Genomic DNA, 16,077 nt, shown 5'->3' on the forward strand with positions numbered 1-16,077 from the left:
CAGTGGCGCCGGGGGGACACCGTGTCCTTCGTGCCCCGGACGAAAGTCTTGCCGACAGCGGCGGGGGAGGACGGCGTCCTCAAGCGTCTCCCCGCCGCAGGCGCCACCCCCGAGGTGACCTACCGCCGCAGCGGTGACGACAACGTCCTGGTCGAATACGGGCCGATCGTGCTGGATCTGGGCCTGCGGGCGCGGGTGCACGCGTTGTACCGGCGGCTGGCCGAACTCGATCTGCGGGGTGTCGTCGACCTGACCCCCGGAATTCGCAGCCTCCAGGTGCATGTCGACCCGGACGTCCTGCCGGTGCCGCGTCTGCTCGGGATCCTGGCCGAGGTGGAGGGTGAGCTGCCGTCCTCGAGTGACCTGGTGGTGCCCAGCCGTCGCGTGCGGCTGCCGCTGAGCTGGGACGACCCGGCGACCCGGCTGGCTGTCGAGCGGTACATGGCCGGTGTGCGCGACGATGCCCCGTGGTGTCCCTGGAACATCGAGTTCATCCGCCGGATCAACGGTCTCGACACCCCGGACGACGTCTACCGCACCGTCTTCGACGCCGAGTACCTGGTGCTCGGGCTGGGTGACGTGTACCTCGGTGCCCCCGTCGCCACCCCGCTCGACCCGCGGCACCGCCTGGTCACCACCAAGTACAACCCGGCCCGCACCTGGACCGCGGAGAACTCCGTCGGCATCGGCGGCGCCTACCTGTGCATCTACGGGATGGAGGGCCCGGGCGGCTACCAGTTCGTCGGGCGCACCACCCAGGTCTGGCGCACCTATCCCGAACCCGGCCGGAACCCGTGGCTTCTGGACTTCTTCGACCGGATCAGCTGGTACCCGGTGTCGCCCGAGGAACTGCTCGACCTGCGCGCCGACCTGGCCGCCGGGCGCAGCACCCCGGACATCACCGAGGGCAGCTTCTCCCTGGCCGAGCACGAGCGGTTCCTGGCCGAGAACGCCGATTCGATCGCGGCCTTCCGCGAGGTGCAGGCCGGGGCGTTCGAGGCGGAGCGCCGGGCCTGGGAAGCGGCGGGCGAGTTCGACCGGGCTGAACGGGCGGCGGCCGCGGTGGTGCCGTCGCCGGTCGAGGTGGTGGTGCCCCCGGGCGGTTCCCGGGTGGACGCCCCCTTCGTCGCCAACGTGTGGAAGGTGCTGGTCAAGCCGGGGGACGTGGTCGAGGCGGGGCAGGACGTGGTGGTGCTCGAGGCGATGAAGATGGAGGCCTCGGTGCAGGCGACCGCGGCCGGCGTGGTGCACGAGGTCCCCGCTGTGTCCGGAGCCCAGGTGGCCCCGGGCGACGCCCTGGTGGTCCTGGCGTCAGCAGCCCCAGCCTGACCCTCGCGGAGGCGCAACAACCTCAGCAAACCTTCCGTGATCATGCAAAACCTCCCCAGAGTTCTAGAACTCCTTGAGCGAGAGTTCTAGAACGTCGGGGAGGTTTTGCATGATCACGGAGGAATGGGTGGGGCCATGGTTGTTCGAACGGATGTTCGATAGAATCGGCGTGTCCGGCACGCCAATTGCGGGGGTGGTGCTACGTGCGACCGATGCAGTCCCGAGCCGTCCGTCAGAGTCTTCCTAGTGATCCCTTCGAGCGGGTGCGCACGCCGCCGGAGGCCGTTCCCGTGCTGGCGCTGTTGCGGGGCGACAGCGGTGAGGTGCTGACCGTGGTTCCGGCGGCGGTGCAGGCCTGGTCGGGAGATTCCGTGCGCATCACCTGGGCGGCGCGGCGGGGTGTCCGGCTCTACTCGGCCTGGATCCCGGCGGCCGACGTGGTGCGGGGTGAGGCGGCCGCCCGGCTGCTCGACGAGTTCGCCTTCGGGGGTGGGCATCGGGCCGTGATCGCGCGGTTCCTGGCGTGGCGCGAGGCGCGGCCGCGCTCGGCGTAGAAGAGCCGGGGCGGGCATTCCGCTCACCCAGCGCGCGATGACCTCACCCGTGCCGAACCCGGTGACGAACGCCTTCTGGTCGGGAGGTGCCGGCCGTCACGGGCCGGGTGGGATGAGCTGGGGTCCGGCGGCCTCGGCCGCCGCGTCGGCGAGTTCACCGACGGGGAGCACCCGTTCGAACAGGGCCCGGCGAGGGCCGGGCCCGGGCAGCCAGTCGGTGAGCGCCGTGAGCCGGGCCGGCTCGTGCATGCCGGCCAGGGCGACCGGCACGGGGGAGCGGAACCGCCAGGCCACCAGGATCACCGCGCCGAGGTCGCACCGGCCCAGGCAGCCGGTGGAGACCAGGATGCCGCCCGGTGTGCGACGGGTGGCGTCCCGCAGGCCGGGGTTCAGGGCGTCGGCCGGTGTGCCGGTGCCCGCCATTCGGCACAGTGCCGCACAACGGGGCCCGGTGCAGGCGGCGACCACCGGGCCCACGGTCTCCCGTTCGCGCAGGTGCTCGCGGTGCGGCACGGGCCGGCCGGCCAGGTGGTCGCCGGGACGCCGGGGCTTGCGTTCCCTGCTCATGACTGAGCACTCTAGATGGAATGAGAACCGTTCTCAACTAAATTCGAGGTCGTAGAGCAGCACACCCTCCGCGAGTTCCTCCGGATCGGCCTGCTCCGGGTCGAGGTCACCGAGCCGTTCCACGCACAGCCGCAGCAGTTCGACGATGCCGGGCGCGATCACCCGGCGCAGGTCCTCGTCGCGGCCGATCACGATGACCTGCCCGACGGTGCCGCCGGGACGGGGCGCCAGGTCGGCGGCGAGGAAGTTGCCGCCCCCGTCCGAGGCGAAGGGGATCCAGTCCGGCGAGCTGTACACGCCCATCACCGGGTCGTCCCCGCGCACGGTGACCGCCCGGTCGAGCTCCTGGGCCATCTCGCCCGGCTTGAAGTGCGCCCGGATGTTCTCCAGATGGGTCCAGGTGTCGGCCAGTTCGCCGATCGGGTCGAAGGTCCAGCCGTCACCGAAGACCGGGCCGACCCAGCGGCCGCGCTCACGACCCGCGTCCTCGTCGGCCAGGTCGGCGTAGTTCGTCTGGCCGTCGTTCAGCTGGTAGAGGCCGGCCAGGTCGGCGGGCAGGGTCCGGCCGACGGTCTCCTGGGCCGTGCCGATCTGGGCCGGGGAGGCGCCGGGCCGGGCCAGCTCGTCCACGGCGTAGCCGGCGCGGGCCAGGGCGTCGAGCAGGGCGGTCCAGGCATCCTGCACGTGTGCGTCGGGAGGGAGGATGTCGGTCACGGCTTCTCTCTCGGATTGGCTTCTTCCGGGTTCTCGGTCTTCTGGTGGAGCGCCACGGCCACGGCGATGCCGCTGAGCAGTACCTGGAGCGACAGCAGTTCCGGATGCGTGGAGCCGAGGATGAGCGCCACCACGATCGGCACACTGCCGATCACCGCGATGTCCGGGCCCTTCACGGCCGACGAGGCCAGACCCGGCGGCAGGGCGCCCATCGGTGAGGTGATGGTCGGGCCGCCGAAGGTCGCGTTCGGCCGGTACGCGCCCCGGACCGCGGCGGCGGCCCAGGCCGGGGCCGACAGCATGCCGAGCAGGACCCACCAGGCCGGATCGCCGAAGCGCCAGCCCAGGACCGCGGTGATGACGATGAACCAGAACTCCATCACCACGATCGGCAGGGCCATCCGGGTCAGGCGCACGTCGCGCTGGCCGATCGGGAACGCCGCGTCCAGCCCGGGACTGATCTGGGCCCGGCGAGCACCCTCGACGGTGGCCAGCGAGGCCAGGTAGGCACCGATCAGCAGGAGCACGATCGTGCTGGCCGGGCCCGGGTCGGGCACCAGCAGCCCGAGGACGGGCAGGCCCAGGGCCACGAGCACCTGCACGGGCTGGCGCGGCGTGCGCAGGAAGAGCAGCACGTCCGAGGTGATCAGGGCGGCCTGCGGCCTCCAGGCCCGGGGGACGCGTGTCAGCCACCGCATCGTCGAGGAGCGGGCCCGGCGGGGCGATTCCGTGCGGACCGCCAGCGCGCGTCCCAGTGCCCGGGTGTCCAGGGAGAGCACCGCGACCAGAGCCTCGTCCGTCACCGCCCCGCTGTGCCGCAGGCTCACGGCGTGCACGTCGCCGAGACGCCGGTCCCAGCTGACGGCCAGCCCGATCGCGACGACGAGCAGCACCACGGCGACCGGCAGGGCGATCCACGTGGTGCCGGGTGGGGCCGTGCGCGAAAGGGCCATGAGAATGCCGAACAAGGGGACGCCGGCGGTCACCAGGTCGGCGGCCACCCGGATCGCACGGTGCGCGGTGGGGCGGCTCTGCAACCGCCCGGCCGTGATCACCAGGGTCACCGTGAGAGCGGCGAACAGGGCGGTCGTTCCGGCCATGGCGGCCGGCCCGGCGGGCATGGCGAACGAGATGGCCGCTCCGCACACCGCGCCGACCACCAGGCCGATCCCCGGCCACCGGTAGGCGGCGGGCCGCAGCAGCGAGCGCCGGTCGACGGGCAGCGGTAGCCACCAGGTGCTCTCGGCCCCGGACAGGGACAGCGGCCCGAGCCGCGTGACCAGCCCGACGAAGGCCGCGACGGCGGCGATCGCGGGCAGCACGGCGATCCAGCCGACCGCCAGACCCGGTCCGTCCTGGGCGGCCTGGCGGAACGGGCCCTCGCCCGGGGCGAGCCGGGTGCTCAGGGAGAAGACCATCGTCGCGGCCATCGCGACGGCGAAAACCCCGACGTAGACGTCGCCCAGCACGTCGGTGAGCTTGGTCTCGGAGTGGTAGTTGCTGGCGTCGCGGGTAACCCGGCGGACCTGGCCGCCGGTGGGCAGGGCCGGGCTCAAAGCTCGTTCCGGATGATCGCGGCCCCGCGCTCGGGATCCACCACCCGGACCTCGGTGTCGGAGATCGCCACGACCTTCGTCGCCGCGATGGTGACCAGCTGGGGGTCGTGCGTGGCCATCAGGACGCCGCCCCCTTCGGAGCGTTCCTCGACCAGCCAGCCGGCCAGGGCGTCGCGGATGGCGGCGTCGAGGCGCTGCTCGGGCTCGTCGAGGATCATCAGGGCGCGCGGCCGGGCGAACGTGGCCGCGAGCAGAAGACGTCGGCGTTGCCCGGAGCTCAGGGCCCCCGGCATCGCCTCGGCCCGCTCGGTGAGGCCGAAAGCGTCCAGCTGATAGTTGGTCACGCTGACCGGGTCGTCCACCCCATGGCCGAAGCAGGTCAGCATCAGATGCTCGCGCACGGTCAGGCTGGGGAAGAACGCCTCGTCGCCCAGTTCGGAGGCCACCGCTGCCCGGAACGTGCTGCTGCGCTCGTCCAGGCCGGACCCCAGCAGATTCATCTGCCCGCCCAGCGGCGCCAGCAACCCGACCACCGTGCGCAGCAGCGTGGACTTGCCCGAGCCGTTGGCCCCGACCACGGCCACCACGTCGCCCGGCGCCAGGGTCAGCGTGATCGGTGGGCAGACCGGAAGCCCGTACCCGACCTCGAGGTCTTCTACTTCCAGCAGAGCTGCGACCGCCCCTGACATCGTGCCTCCACGTGTGCGCCCAGCCAAAGTTCCTGCCGCATCATGCCCGCTCCACCCCGGGCCCCGGCGCGCACCCCCGAATATGACCTTCGTGTCGTTTCGCCGGGCGCTCCTTATGCTGACTGGGTGAGAGCGTCGCAGCGTGCCCAGGCCGTCCAGCCCTTCTACGCGATGGAGTTCGCCAAGCGGGCGCAGGCCCTTGAGGCCCAGGGCCGTCACGTGGTGAAGCTGAACCTGGGCGAGCCGGACTTCGGGGCACCCCCGGCCGTGCTGAGCGCGTTGCAGAAGGTCGCCGACGGCCGTCCCCTTCCCTACACCGGGGCCACCGGCCTCCTGGAACTGCGCGAGGCGATCGCCGGCTTCTACCGCCAGGAGCACGACGTCGAGGTCGACCCCCGCCGCATCATCGTCACCGCCGGCGCCTCGGCCGCCCTGCTACTGGTGAGCGCCGCCCTCGTCGACGCCGGTGACAAGGTGCTGATCAGCGACCCGTCCTACCCGTGCAACCGCCAGTTCGCCGAAAGCTTCGGCGCCGACGTCATTCTGGTGCCCACCACGCCCGAGTCCCGGTTCCAGCTGGACCTGCCCGCGGTGAAGAAGCACTGGGCCGACGACACCCGCGGCATCATGATCGCCACTCCCTCGAACCCGACCGGCACCTCTATCGAGACCGCCGAACTGCGTGACATCTGCGACTTCGCCCGCTCGCGCGACGCCTGGCGCATCGTGGACGAGATCTACCTGAACCTCGGCACCCGGGACGCGGCGGGCCGGGCCCCGGCCAGCGTGCTGTCTGTCGACCCGGACGCCTTCGTCATCAACAGCTTCTCCAAGTATTTCGGCATGACCGGGTGGCGACTCGGCTGGTGCGTGGTGCCGGACGAATTCGTGCCGGTGATGGAACGTCTGGCGCAGAACTACTACATCTGCTCCTCCACCCCGGCCCAGTTCGCGGCCCTGGAATGCTTCACGCCCCAGTCGCTGCAGGTGGCCGAGGACCGGCGCGAGGAGTTCGAGCGCCGCCGGGCCGTGGTGCTGGCCGGCCTGGCGACGGCCGGCCTGCCCGTACCGGTACTGCCCGACGGCGCCTTCTACGTCTACTTCGACGTGAGCGGAACCGGTCTGAGCGCCTGGGACTTCTGCGAGCGGGCCCTGACGGAGAAGCACGTAGCCCTCACCCCCGGAAAGGATTTCGGCCCCGGAGGGGCCGACCGCTACGTGCGGCTCTCCTATTCGGCCTCGGTCGCCGAGCTGGAGCAGGGCCTCTCCCGCCTGGCGGAATTCACGGCGGCCCTCAGACTCTGAGAGCCGGGGCGCCGCCCTGGTGAACCGGATCACCGAGGGCGGCTGCCCGTGCAGTACCCGTCACGGCGCAGCGGGTATCAGTGGCGCCCGAGCATCTCGGCCGTCAGGACGTTACCGCCCAGACCCCAACCGCCGTCGGCCACCTCCTCGACGATGACGAGGGCGTTCTGCCGGGCCTGATCGCCGTAGACCTTGCCGTAGGCATCGGTGACGGCGTCGATGAGGATCTTCTTCGACTCGGGGGTGAGGGTTCCGGCGGGGACCTTCAGGTTCGCGAAAGGCATGATTCTCCTTGAGATTGGTTTTTTCGGTGAGGATTTAGATGATTCCGCCGTTGGCGCGGAGCACCTGGCCGTTGACCCAGCGCCCGCCCGGCCCGGCCAGGAACACCACCACGTTCGCGATGTCTTCCGGCGTGCCCAGACGCTCCAGCGGAGGCTGCTTGGCCAGGTGGTCGATCGTGGGCTGGTCTTTGCCCTCGAGGAACAGCTCGGTCGCCGTCGGGCCGGGGGCCACCGTGTTGACCGTGATGTCACGCCCGCGCAGCTCGCGGGCCAGGATCAGGGTGGTCGACTCGACCGCGCCCTTGCTGGCCGCGTAGCCGCCGTAGGTGGGGAACTGGAGCCCGACCACCGAGGTCGACAGCGTGACCACCGCGCCGCCCGCGCGGACGCGTCGCGCCGCCTCCCGCAGGACGACGAAGGTGCCGCGAATGTTGGTGCGGTGCATGGCATCCAGATCATCGAGGTTGAGCTCGGCGATCGTGGTGAGAACCATGCGCCCGGCCGAGTTGACCACCACGTCGACCCCGCCGAACTCGCTCTCCGCCGTGTCGAACATCGCCGCGACCGCGTGCTCGTCGGCGACATCGGCCTGCACGGCCACCGCCCGGCCGCCAGCCGCGGTGATCTCCTGCACCACCTCGGCGGCGGCATCGGCCCGGCCCGCGTACCCGACGACGACGGCCTGCCCCTGGGCAGCCAGGGTGACGGCGATCTGCCGGCCGATGCCCCGGCTGGCTCCGGTGACGACTGCTACGCGTTGCTGGCTCATGGATCTCCTCCAGGAATCACTGCCGCGACATGTTCGTAACGGCGATACGAAAGAAAGGTAGCAGTGATGTTGATTCACTGCTACCCCGGATTCGTATCAGTGAATCGCCCGCTCAGGGTCGGTCGTGCAGGAACCAGGCGTCGGTGTGGGCCAGGTCCCAGGCGAGCGTCATCGGGGGTATCTGGAGGCTGCCTCCCAGGGCCAGCTGCTGCCGCGCGAGGGTCCAGGCCTCCGGCCCGAAGCGCGGACGCCGGGTGCTGACGAACTGGAGCATGGTTCCCCATGACGCCACGAGCTCGGCGCCCCAGGCCTGATGCCATTGCTGCAGGCAGGCCGCCAGAACCCGAGGATCGTCCTCACCGAAGTAGTCCAGCCAGGCCATCGGCGACCAGGCGCTGGTCGTGGGGAGCAGGGCCAGCTGCACGCGATCGGGGACGTACCAGCCCAGCGCCCCGGAAGTCTCCTTCCCGCCGGGGTGACGTAGCTGCGCAAGCCGTTCCGGGTCGTCCCAGATCTGGTCGAGGAGGTGGCGGTTCAATGCGTTCCAGGTGGTCGGCGCCGGAATGCCGGGCAGGAGCTCACGGGCCAGGGCGTCGGGATCCCATTCCGGCCCGGTCGGCCCGAAGCCCAGCACGTACGAGACGGTCTCCAGATCGACGGTCTCCACGGGTTCGTCGCTGTTCCACCCGTACATCCCGGGCCACGGGTCCAGTGAGAAGGCGGCCGTCTCGATCCGGGCCAGGTCGGCCGGCTCGACCTCGGGGAACCAGAGCTCGCCGTCGTGCTCGTCGGAGACCGCGACCGGGCGCCGTCCGGTCACGGCCATCACGTCCCGCGCCGCCCTCCAGCCGGTGAGCACGTCACCGGGTTCCGGCCACTGCACCACCAGCACATCGCAGTCCGGCACCGGCTCGACGGCCATCCCGTCCAGGGCTGTTCCCCGGAACGCGGCCATGATCTCGTCAGGTTGATTCAGCACCGGACGATCCTCTCCCTGCCGAGGCCCGGCGATCACCCGCCGGCGGGGTGGGGCCACCCTCCGCCCGTGGGTACGCTCCGGTGCATTCGTCATCGGGAGGTAGCCATCACCGCACTCACCCTGCTGGATCTGCTCACCCTGGAAGAGCTCGACACCGACCTCTACCGCACGAGCGTGCTCCACCCCGATCCGTACGGCCTCTTCGGGGGCCAGGTTGCCGCCCAGACCCTGCGGGCGGCGGGTCTCACCGTCACGGCCGATCGTGGGGTGCACTCGCTGCACGGATACTTCCTGCGCCCCGGAGATCCCGGGCGCCCGGTGGTGTTCGAGGTTCATCGCGACCGGGACGGGCGTTCGTACTCGGCCCGCCGGGTGGTGGCGCGGCAGGGAGGTCAGGTGATCTTCAACCTGGCGGCGTCGTTCCACGTGCCGGAGGACGGCCCCGACGTGCAGGCCGGGAAGATGCCCGACGAACCCCTCCCCGGTCCGGACACGACCGGGCTGCGCGCGGGCACGATCGGCATCGACTTCTTCGAGGCCCCGGGCGGTCTTCCGGGCCGCCGGAACGCCGAACCCTGGTGGGAGCCGGCCCTGCCGGGGGAGCGGCGGCCGGACGCGCGCCCGTCCCGGGTCTGGGCCCGCCCGCAGATCCGGATCCCCGACGACCCGCACCTGCACGCCTGCGTCCTGACCTACCTGTCAGACGTCCTGACCGGCCTGTCCACCCTGGCCGTCCCCTCGCCCGACACCCTGCTGACCAGCCTCGACCACGCCATCTGGTTCCACCGCCCGGTCGACATGAACGACTGGGTGCTCATGGACCTGACCGGCCACTCCCTCGCGGCGGGCCGGGGCATGTACTCCGGGCGCATCTTCTCTGCGGACGGCCGGCTGGTCGCCGGCCTGGCCCAGGAATCCCTCTTCCGCAAGAACCCGACCGGCGCCCGCCGGCCGCGACGGGTGACACGGCCATGAGAGGTCGCTGAGGTGGTCCTTGCCGGAAATCAGCCTTTCGTCTCAGGCGGAAGGATCGGACGGGCCACGGCCACGATGTCGAGCAATCGCTCCAGGCCCTTGAAGTCGTCTGGGCGCAGCCTCGGCATCAAATGGAATCGGGTCGAATTCGCTCTCGGCGCGCTGAAGGATCTCCATGCGCCGCGCCCGCTCGTCGTAAGAGTGCTGTTCGCTATTACTGCGAACCTCGTGCGGCCCGGCTGACAGTTCGGCGAGAGTCACGGAGCTGATGGCCATCTCAACAGGCAGTTCGGTTGGCGCGAGCCAAGCGCGGAGAATGAGGATGCTGGTGTCGATAAGGCCCTGCGGGCGGCTGTCAGTCCTCATATGCGCCACCGGCGCCATGGTCTGCTGCAGCGTCTTGGTCGGCGCGGAAGGCATCCAGATCGATGGCCGGCGAATTGCGGGACATTGCGGCGAACTCCTGCCTTGAGACGAATCTACGCCGTCGCCACAGGGGGATCAGTTCGCCGATCTGGTGTCCGTCTCGCGTGACGATGAATGTCTCGCCGTGCTCGACGGCATCCATGATCTCCCTGGAACGGGATCGAAGATCGCGTTGTGTGATCTCATGAATGCTCACGGTATAACGGTGGCACCGTGTGCCACTTCGTGCCGCGGGTTCATGGCCAGTGGTCTGTTGGATGCGCGGGTCGAGGCGATCCGCCGTTCGGCTCTCGGTCCTCTCGGACGGGTGCGGTAATCTATTTGAATGCTCAACAAAAACTTCCCGGACCCGGTCGTCGCGAAGGCCGGGCCGGACGGTGACGCCGGGCGTCCGCTGGTGGTTCTGCTGCACGGGCGGGGCTCGAACGAGGCGGACATCATCGGCCTGGCCGGGCACCTGCCGGAGGGGGCGCAGTACGTGGCCGTCCGGGCGCCGATCGCCGAGGGTGGGGGCTACGCCTGGTTCGCCAACCGGGGGATCGGGCGGCCGCGGGCCGAGTCGCTGCGCGAGACCATGGACTGGTTCACTGCCTGGCTCGATCCCTTCGCGGGGGAGCGCCCGGTGTACCTGGTCGGGTTCTCCGGCGGGGCGGCGTTCGCGGGTGGCCTGATCCTCGACCGGCCGCAGCATTTCGCCGGTGCGGCCATCCTCTACGGCACCCTCCCGTTCGACGCCGGAGTGCCGGTGGATGCCGACCATCTCGCCGGGCTGCCGGTTTTCGTCGGTCAGGGGCTCGACGACGGGGTCATCCCGCGCGAGCTGCTCGACCGCACCTGGCAGTACCTGACCGACGGCTCCGGCGCCCTCGTGCACGCCCTCCGGGCGCCGGGCGGGCACGGCATCTCGATGCCGGTGCTCGAGGACCTGCGCACCTGGCTGGGAGAGCGGTTCTCAGTCGGTCGATGAAGGACGTCGTGGTCGCCCGGGTCGGTGGCTGACGGGATGTGCCGGGTACGTGAGGGAGGTCGGCATCATCCGGCCCGGGAGACGAGCAGTCCTCGTTGTGTACACCTGGTACATCCGGTACCGGATGTACCAGGTGTACACAACGGCCAGGGGCCTTCGCCGCCGGCCGGTCGCCGAGACCAAGCGCTGCTGGTGAGGTGACCGGCTCGTGCTGGGGTGACCGGCTCGTGGTGGGGTGACCGGCCTGTGGCGGGGTGACCGGACCGTGGTGGGGGGACCAGCTCGTGGTGGGGTGGCTGGACCGTGGTGGGGTGGCCGGCTCGTGGTGGGGTGGCCGGGCGGCCTCACGCCCGTGATCATGAGTTCCCGGTGGAACTCAGCTGAACAAGCCACCCAGACCGCCGCCGCCCCCGGCCGACTGGGCCTGCTGTGCGGCGGCGCTCCACTCGCTGGGCTGGACGATCACGAAACCCGGCCCGTGGAAGGCGTACTGGAACGCCTCGCCGGTGCCGCCGCGCAGCATCGAGCGCATGTTCATGCTGGAGACGATGTTCGGCACCAGGTTCGCCGACCATGCGACGGCCGCCTGCACGTCGACATAGGTGGGCTGCTGCGAGCAGTCCAGCACGACGGGCTGGCCGACGGAGACGAGTGCGGCGGTGCCCTGCCCGGAGAGCACCGTGTTGAACAGGCCGCCGGCCATCATGCCGGCGCCCTGCACCCGCTTGATGTCCCAGCTCAGGCTGGCGTCGAAGGCGATGAGGTTCTGCCCGTTGACGCTGAGGGCGTCGCCGGTCAGCTCGACGAGATGCACGTAACCGGCCTCGTTGGCGAAGAAGACCTCACCCTGGCCGCTGACCCGCATGAGCGGCAGGTCCTCATTGGTGAGCACCTTCTTGAGGAACTTGCCGACGCTGCCGGACCCCTCGTGGTTGAAGCTGATCTGCCCCTGGAACGCGACCATCGCCCCCTTGGTCGCGAGCACGTCAGGACCGAGCGCCACCCGCAGCATCTGCGAGTTCTGCAGCGCGAACCGGTTCTGGCCGTTGATCTCGAGATTCGACTCGTGGAACAAGCTGCTTTGCATAAGCCCAGGGTAGAGGGGGTGCGGGCGATCGGGGGTGTGATCAACGAGCGTTGCGGAACCGGGAACTTTCCGGGACGGACCGGCGACAGGTCGACATGCAGGTCCCCAGAACCGGGTTCAAGGTCATTCTGTGACGACGCAGCAGCAGACTCCGGGGGACGGACGTGTCCTGCGGAGCAATCTCCCCGCACGGCTCGACCGGCTGCCCTGGTCGAGCTGGCACATCACCGTACTCATCGGGCTCGGCACGGTCTGGATCCTCGACGGTCTCGAGGTCACCATCGTCGGTGCGCTCGGCGACCGGCTGACCGAGGCGGGCAGCGGCCTGCAACTCTCGGCCGGGCAGATCGGCCAGGCCGCGGCGATCTACGTGGCGGGCGCCTGCCTGGGCGCGCTCTTCTTCGGCCAGCTCACCGAGAAGTGGGGCCGGCGAAAGCTGTTCATGATCACCCTCGGCCTGTACCTGGTCGCCACGGTGCTCACGGCGTTCTCGATGAACCCGCTGTTCTTCTTCGTCTGCCGGTTCTTCACCGGGGCCGGTATCGGTGGTGAGTACGCCGCGATCAACTCGGCGATCGACGAGCTGATGCCCGCCCGCCTGCGAGGCCGCATCGACCTGATGATCAACGGCTCGTACTGGCTGGGCGCCGCCGTCGGCGCGGCCCTCACCCTGGTGCTGCTGGACACCGACATCCTCCCGGCCGACATCGGCTGGCGGCTCGCATTCGGCCTGGGCGCCGTGCTCGGCCTGGTGATCTTGCTGGTGCGCCGCAACGTGCCCGAAAGCCCGCGCTGGATGACGATTCACGGCCAGCACGAAGAGGCCGAGAAGGTTGTCGCCGACATCGAGCACATCGTCGAGCACCAGGACAAGCTCGAACTCGCACCGGTGGCCGACGACAAGAGCATCGAGATCCACGAGCGCGGCCCGGTGAAGGTCTTCGAGATCATCCGCACGATGATCCGGTCGTACCCGCAGCGTTCCGCCCTGGGGCTGGGCCTCTTCGTCGGCCAGGCGTTTCTCTACAACGCGGTGTTCTTCACCCAGGGCCTGGTGCTGACCACGTTCTTCGACATCGGCTCGGGCACGGCGGGGCTCTACATCATCCCGCTGGCGCTGGGGAACTTCCTCGGGCCGATCCTGCTGGGGCCGCTGTTCGACACGATCGGCCGCCGCACCATGATCACCCTGAGCTACGTGCTCAGCTCGGTGTTCCTGGTGGTCACCGCAATCCTGTTCCAGCAAGAGGTTTTCAGTGCCACCACGCTGACTGTCGCGTGGAGCGTGGTGTTCTTCTTCGCCTCGGCCGGGGCCAGCGCGGCCTACCTGACGGTGAGCGAGATCTTCCCGATGGAGACCCGCGCCATGGCCATCGCCTTCTTCTACGCCGTGGGCACCGGGCTCGGCGGCATCATCGGGCCGCTGCTCTTCGGCAAGCTCGTCGAGACCGAGAGCTTCGGCGCCGTGGCGGGCGGGTACTACCTGGGGGCCGGGCTGATGTTCGCCGCGGGCGTGCTGGAGTGGTTCATCGGGGTGGACGCGGAGAACCGCACGCTGGAAGACATCGCCTCCCCGCTCTCGGCGGCGAAGGCACCGCAGAACCAGTCGTAGAACCGGTCAGGCACCCTCACCCCCTCAGCAGGCTGGACGGCGGATGCGGCTCCTCGAGAGTCACTCCTCAGGCCGCATCCGTCGTTCAGCCGTACCGGTGGCTCTTCTGGCTGTGCCCCTTGGCCCGGGTGCAGATGCGGCCGTTCATGCTGCGGTGCCCGCACAGCTCTTCCTCGGGCTCTTCTTCCTCGGCGGCAGCGGCCTCGGCGGCTTCGACCGGGCGCAGGTCGATGACCTTGGCCTCGGCCGGGCTCGCCTGCGCAACGGGCTCGGCCCCGGCGGTGTCAGCGTCGGCGTCAGCCACGACAGTCAGCTCGGTCACCGCAGTCGGCTCGACCTCGGCCGTCTGCGTGACACCGGTCTCAGCCTCAGCCGGTTCGGTCGCAGCCGAGTCGGTCGCAGCGGAATCGGTCGCACCAGCCTCGGCCGCGACCGCCCCGGTCACAGCCGGCTCGGCCGCGACCGCCCCGGTCACAGCCGGCTCGGCCGCGACCGCCCCGGTCACAGCCGGCTCGGTCACGACCGCCCCGGTCACAGCCGGCTCGGCCGCGACCGCCTTCGCCGCCTTGCCCCGCCCGCGCTTCGCAGCGGTCTTCTTGGCGGGCTTGGCCGGCTCCTGCTCGAACAGCTCGATCGGCTCCGCGGACACGCTGGGCGCAGAAGCGGCCGGGCGCGCCGGCTTCGCAGCCTTCGCCTCTTCCTTCTTCTGCTGGGCGTATCGCGCGAACCGCGCCTCACGCATGGCCCGCAGGGCGTCTGCTTTGCTCATCGTTCCATCACATGACAGAGCCTATTGGTTGGCACCGACAAACTTGCCCCTCTCATCGCTGACCAGGCCAGCCTCACCCGAAACAGGTGACCACGGGCGTCCTCAATTACTCCTCAGCAATCACCCCGCAGAGCCGAACCGATACCCTCGAAGACCTATCAGTTGCGCGCTCAACCAAATGAGGACGTCCGATGGAACTGGGCATCACCACCTTCGCCGACGCCTATCCGGTGAACGGCGTGCCGACCCCGCACGGGGTGCGGCTGCGCCAGGTGGTCGAGGAGGCGGTGGCCGCCGAACAGGCCGGTCTGGACGTCTACGGCATCGGCGAGCATCACCGCGCCGACTTCGCCGCGAGTGCCCCGGCGATCGTTCTCGCGGCCGCCGCCGGGAAGACCGGGAAGATCAACCTGACCAGCGCCGTCACCGTGCTCTCCTCGGAAGACCCGGTCCGCGTCTGGCAGCAGTTCACCACCCTCGACCTGATCTCCTCCGGCCGCGCCGAGATCATCGCCGGCCGCGGTTCGTTCATCGAGTCGTTCCCGCTGTTCGGCTACGACCTGGAGGACTACGACGACCTCTTCGGCGAGAAGCTCGACCTGCTGGTCGAGCTCACCCGCGAGGAGCAGGTCACCTGGCGGGGCCGGTTCCGCCCGGCGCTGCACGAGCAGGGCGTGTTCCCGCGCCCCGAACGCAAGCTGCCCGTCTGGATCGGGGTCGGCGGCACCCCGCAGTCGATCGTGCGCGCCGCCGCGTACGGCCTTCCCGTCGCGCTCGCGATCATCGGCGGCCGGCCCGCCCAGTTCGGTCCGCTGGCCCAGTTGCACCGGCACGCGATCAAGGAGTCCGGTTTCGAGCCGGACGACGCTCCGCTCGCGGTGCACATGCACGGCTACGTGGCCCCGACGACCGAGCAGGCCGTGGACGAGTACTACCCCTCCTACGCACAGGCGATGACGGTGCTGGGCCGCGAGCGCGGCTGGGGCGCCATGACCCGCAACCAGTTCAACAACCTCCGGGGACGGGGCGGCTCGCTGGTGCTGGGCTCGCCCCAAGAGGTGGCCGAGAAGATCGTCGAGGTGCACCGCGTGCTCGGCGTGCAGCGCTTCATGCTGCACATCAGCGTGGGCACCCTGCCGCACGAACAAGTGCTGCGGGCGATCGAGCTGCTGGGCACGCAGGTCGCACCTCTGGTACGGGCCGAGCTGGGTCATTAAGGACGAGGACGAGCCCCGGTGCCCACCTGGGCACCGAGGGCCACCCCCGAAAGGGGGGCTGGCACGCGTCCACCATTTGCCAGCACCTCACCCGCATTGCTAAATTGCCGCACATCATGGGCATCTTCTCGACTCGCGCGCTGACCTTCGTGTCGGCTGCCGTCGTCGTGCCCGCTCGCCCGGTGGCCGGCGCTCATGTGCATCATGGGCATGCCCATCACGGCGTCCATATCTCGCCGGTGGGTGCTGGCTCCCGCTGAACCAGGTCTGACGGCCTG

General features: G+C 70.1%; 17 protein-coding genes. 7 read left to right on the forward strand and 10 right to left on the reverse strand.

Annotated features, from left to right (window positions below):
* Both LR393_RS00005 and LR393_RS00010 read left to right on the forward strand, forming a co-directional pair.
* Window positions 1–1,329: carboxyltransferase domain-containing protein (locus LR393_RS00005; protein WP_269326440.1), on the forward strand; the 1,329-nt coding region annotated here is incomplete at its 5' end.
* Window positions 1,330–1,592: 263 nt separating this feature from the next.
* Complete coding sequence (locus LR393_RS00010) at window positions 1,593–1,883, forward strand: hypothetical protein (RefSeq protein WP_231480739.1); 291 nt, start codon at window positions 1,593–1,595, stop codon at window positions 1,881–1,883.
* Window positions 1,884–1,979: 96 nt separating this feature from the next.
* Here LR393_RS00010 and LR393_RS00015 read toward each other — a convergent pair whose 3' ends face one another.
* The 4 genes from LR393_RS00015 to LR393_RS00030 are packed head-to-tail and all read right to left on the reverse strand — an operon-like array spanning window position 1,980 to window position 5,409.
* A complete protein-coding gene (locus tag LR393_RS00015) occupies window positions 1,980–2,450 on the reverse strand; it encodes a hypothetical protein (protein ID WP_231480740.1) in 471 nt (156 codons plus the stop codon).
* 33 nt (window positions 2,451–2,483) lie between these two features.
* Entirely contained in the window at window positions 2,484–3,164 is a 681-nt protein-coding gene (locus tag LR393_RS00020) for an SMI1/KNR4 family protein (RefSeq protein ID WP_231480741.1), read from the reverse strand.
* On the reverse strand, window positions 3,161–4,720 hold the full coding sequence (locus tag LR393_RS00025) for a DUF6297 family protein (RefSeq protein WP_231480742.1): 1,560 nt from the start codon (window positions 4,718–4,720) through the stop codon (window positions 3,161–3,163). Before LR393_RS00025 ends, LR393_RS00020 begins: the two co-directional genes overlap by 4 nt.
* Window positions 4,717–5,409, reverse strand: a complete 693-nt coding sequence (locus LR393_RS00030; RefSeq protein ID WP_231480743.1) for an ABC transporter ATP-binding protein — start codon at window positions 5,407–5,409, stop codon at window positions 4,717–4,719. Before LR393_RS00030 ends, LR393_RS00025 begins: the two co-directional genes overlap by 4 nt.
* Before the next feature lie 126 nt (window positions 5,410–5,535).
* Here LR393_RS00030 and LR393_RS00035 point away from each other — a divergent pair, with 126 nt between their 5' ends.
* Window positions 5,536–6,714: an aminotransferase class I/II-fold pyridoxal phosphate-dependent enzyme gene (locus LR393_RS00035; RefSeq protein WP_231480744.1), complete on the forward strand. Its 1,179-nt coding sequence runs from the start codon at window positions 5,536–5,538 to the stop codon at window positions 6,712–6,714.
* Between the two features lie 77 nt (window positions 6,715–6,791).
* On the opposite strand, the gene LR393_RS00040 is transcribed toward LR393_RS00035, so the two are convergent.
* The 3 genes from LR393_RS00040 to LR393_RS00050 form a co-directional block, all read right to left on the reverse strand.
* A complete protein-coding gene (locus LR393_RS00040) occupies window positions 6,792–6,998 on the reverse strand; it encodes a tautomerase family protein (protein ID WP_231480745.1) in 207 nt (68 codons plus the stop codon).
* A gap of 34 nt (window positions 6,999–7,032) precedes the next feature.
* Entirely contained in the window at window positions 7,033–7,767 is a 735-nt protein-coding gene (locus LR393_RS00045; RefSeq protein WP_231480746.1) for an SDR family oxidoreductase, read from the reverse strand.
* 112 nt (window positions 7,768–7,879) lie between these two features.
* Entirely contained in the window at window positions 7,880–8,746 is an 867-nt protein-coding gene (locus LR393_RS00050; protein WP_231480747.1) for a DUF4253 domain-containing protein, read from the reverse strand.
* A gap of 66 nt (window positions 8,747–8,812) precedes the next feature.
* Between LR393_RS00050 and LR393_RS00055 the strand changes: the two genes are divergently transcribed.
* Window positions 8,813–9,721, forward strand: coding sequence for an acyl-CoA thioesterase (locus tag LR393_RS00055; RefSeq protein WP_231480748.1), 909 nt, complete (start codon window positions 8,813–8,815; stop codon window positions 9,719–9,721).
* Between the two features lie 355 nt (window positions 9,722–10,076).
* Here the strand turns inward: LR393_RS00055 and LR393_RS00060 are convergent, their stop codons facing one another.
* On the reverse strand, window positions 10,077–10,289 hold the full coding sequence (locus LR393_RS00060; protein ID WP_407937283.1) for a prevent-host-death protein: 213 nt from the start codon (window positions 10,287–10,289) through the stop codon (window positions 10,077–10,079).
* A 183-nt stretch (window positions 10,290–10,472) separates the two neighbouring features.
* On the opposite strand from LR393_RS00060, the gene LR393_RS00065 reads away from it, so the two are divergent.
* The gene (locus LR393_RS00065; protein WP_231480750.1) at window positions 10,473–11,114 is read left to right on the forward strand and encodes an alpha/beta hydrolase; all 642 of its coding nucleotides are present in this window, start codon (window positions 10,473–10,475) and stop codon (window positions 11,112–11,114) included.
* A gap of 376 nt (window positions 11,115–11,490) precedes the next feature.
* On the opposite strand, the gene LR393_RS00070 is transcribed toward LR393_RS00065, so the two are convergent.
* The gene (locus LR393_RS00070) at window positions 11,491–12,201 is read right to left on the reverse strand and encodes an AIM24 family protein (protein WP_231480751.1); all 711 of its coding nucleotides are present in this window, start codon (window positions 12,199–12,201) and stop codon (window positions 11,491–11,493) included.
* A 130-nt stretch (window positions 12,202–12,331) separates the two neighbouring features.
* Here LR393_RS00070 and LR393_RS00075 point away from each other — a divergent pair, with 130 nt between their 5' ends.
* Window positions 12,332–13,813, forward strand: coding sequence for an MFS transporter (locus LR393_RS00075; RefSeq protein ID WP_231480752.1), 1,482 nt, complete (start codon window positions 12,332–12,334; stop codon window positions 13,811–13,813).
* Window positions 13,814–13,898: 85 nt separating this feature from the next.
* On the opposite strand, the gene LR393_RS00080 is transcribed toward LR393_RS00075, so the two are convergent.
* Window positions 13,899–14,582 carry a hypothetical protein gene (locus tag LR393_RS00080; RefSeq protein ID WP_231480753.1) on the reverse strand — a complete coding sequence of 228 codons (684 nt, stop codon included), beginning with the start codon at window positions 14,580–14,582 and terminating at the stop codon, window positions 13,899–13,901.
* A 191-nt stretch (window positions 14,583–14,773) separates the two neighbouring features.
* Here LR393_RS00080 and LR393_RS00085 point away from each other — a divergent pair, with 191 nt between their 5' ends.
* Window positions 14,774–15,799: an LLM class flavin-dependent oxidoreductase gene (locus LR393_RS00085; protein ID WP_231480754.1), complete on the forward strand. Its 1,026-nt coding sequence runs from the start codon at window positions 14,774–14,776 to the stop codon at window positions 15,797–15,799.
* Window positions 15,800–16,077: the final 278 nt, after the last annotated feature.

Origin of the sequence: Kineosporia mesophila, from assembly GCF_021129235.1 — a bacterium.
GTDB lineage: Bacteria > Actinomycetota > Actinomycetes > Actinomycetales > Kineosporiaceae > Kineosporia > Kineosporia mesophila.

What these genes read in the sequence shown, in the direction of transcription:
- LR393_RS00015 (WP_231480740.1), bottom strand. Translation starts at nt 2,450, where the DNA reads ATGAGCAGGGAACGCAAGCCCCGGCGTCCCGGCGACCACCTGGCCGGC.
- LR393_RS00030 (WP_231480743.1), bottom strand. Translation starts at nt 5,409, where the DNA reads ATGTCAGGGGCGGTCGCAGCTCTGCTGGAAGTAGAAGACCTCGAGGTC.
- LR393_RS00040 (WP_231480745.1), bottom strand. Translation starts at nt 6,998, where the DNA reads ATGCCTTTCGCGAACCTGAAGGTCCCCGCCGGAACCCTCACCCCCGAG.
- LR393_RS00045 (WP_231480746.1), bottom strand. Translation starts at nt 7,767, where the DNA reads ATGAGCCAGCAACGCGTAGCAGTCGTCACCGGAGCCAGCCGGGGCATC.
- LR393_RS00060 (WP_407937283.1), bottom strand. Translation starts at nt 10,289, where the DNA reads ATGGATGCCGTCGAGCACGGCGAGACATTCATCGTCACGCGAGACGGA.
- LR393_RS00065 (WP_231480750.1), top strand. Translation starts at nt 10,473, where the DNA reads ATGCTCAACAAAAACTTCCCGGACCCGGTCGTCGCGAAGGCCGGGCCG.
- LR393_RS00070 (WP_231480751.1), bottom strand. Translation starts at nt 12,201, where the DNA reads ATGCAAAGCAGCTTGTTCCACGAGTCGAATCTCGAGATCAACGGCCAG.
- LR393_RS00080 (WP_231480753.1), bottom strand. Translation starts at nt 14,582, where the DNA reads ATGAGCAAAGCAGACGCCCTGCGGGCCATGCGTGAGGCGCGGTTCGCG.
- LR393_RS00085 (WP_231480754.1), top strand. Translation starts at nt 14,774, where the DNA reads ATGGAACTGGGCATCACCACCTTCGCCGACGCCTATCCGGTGAACGGC.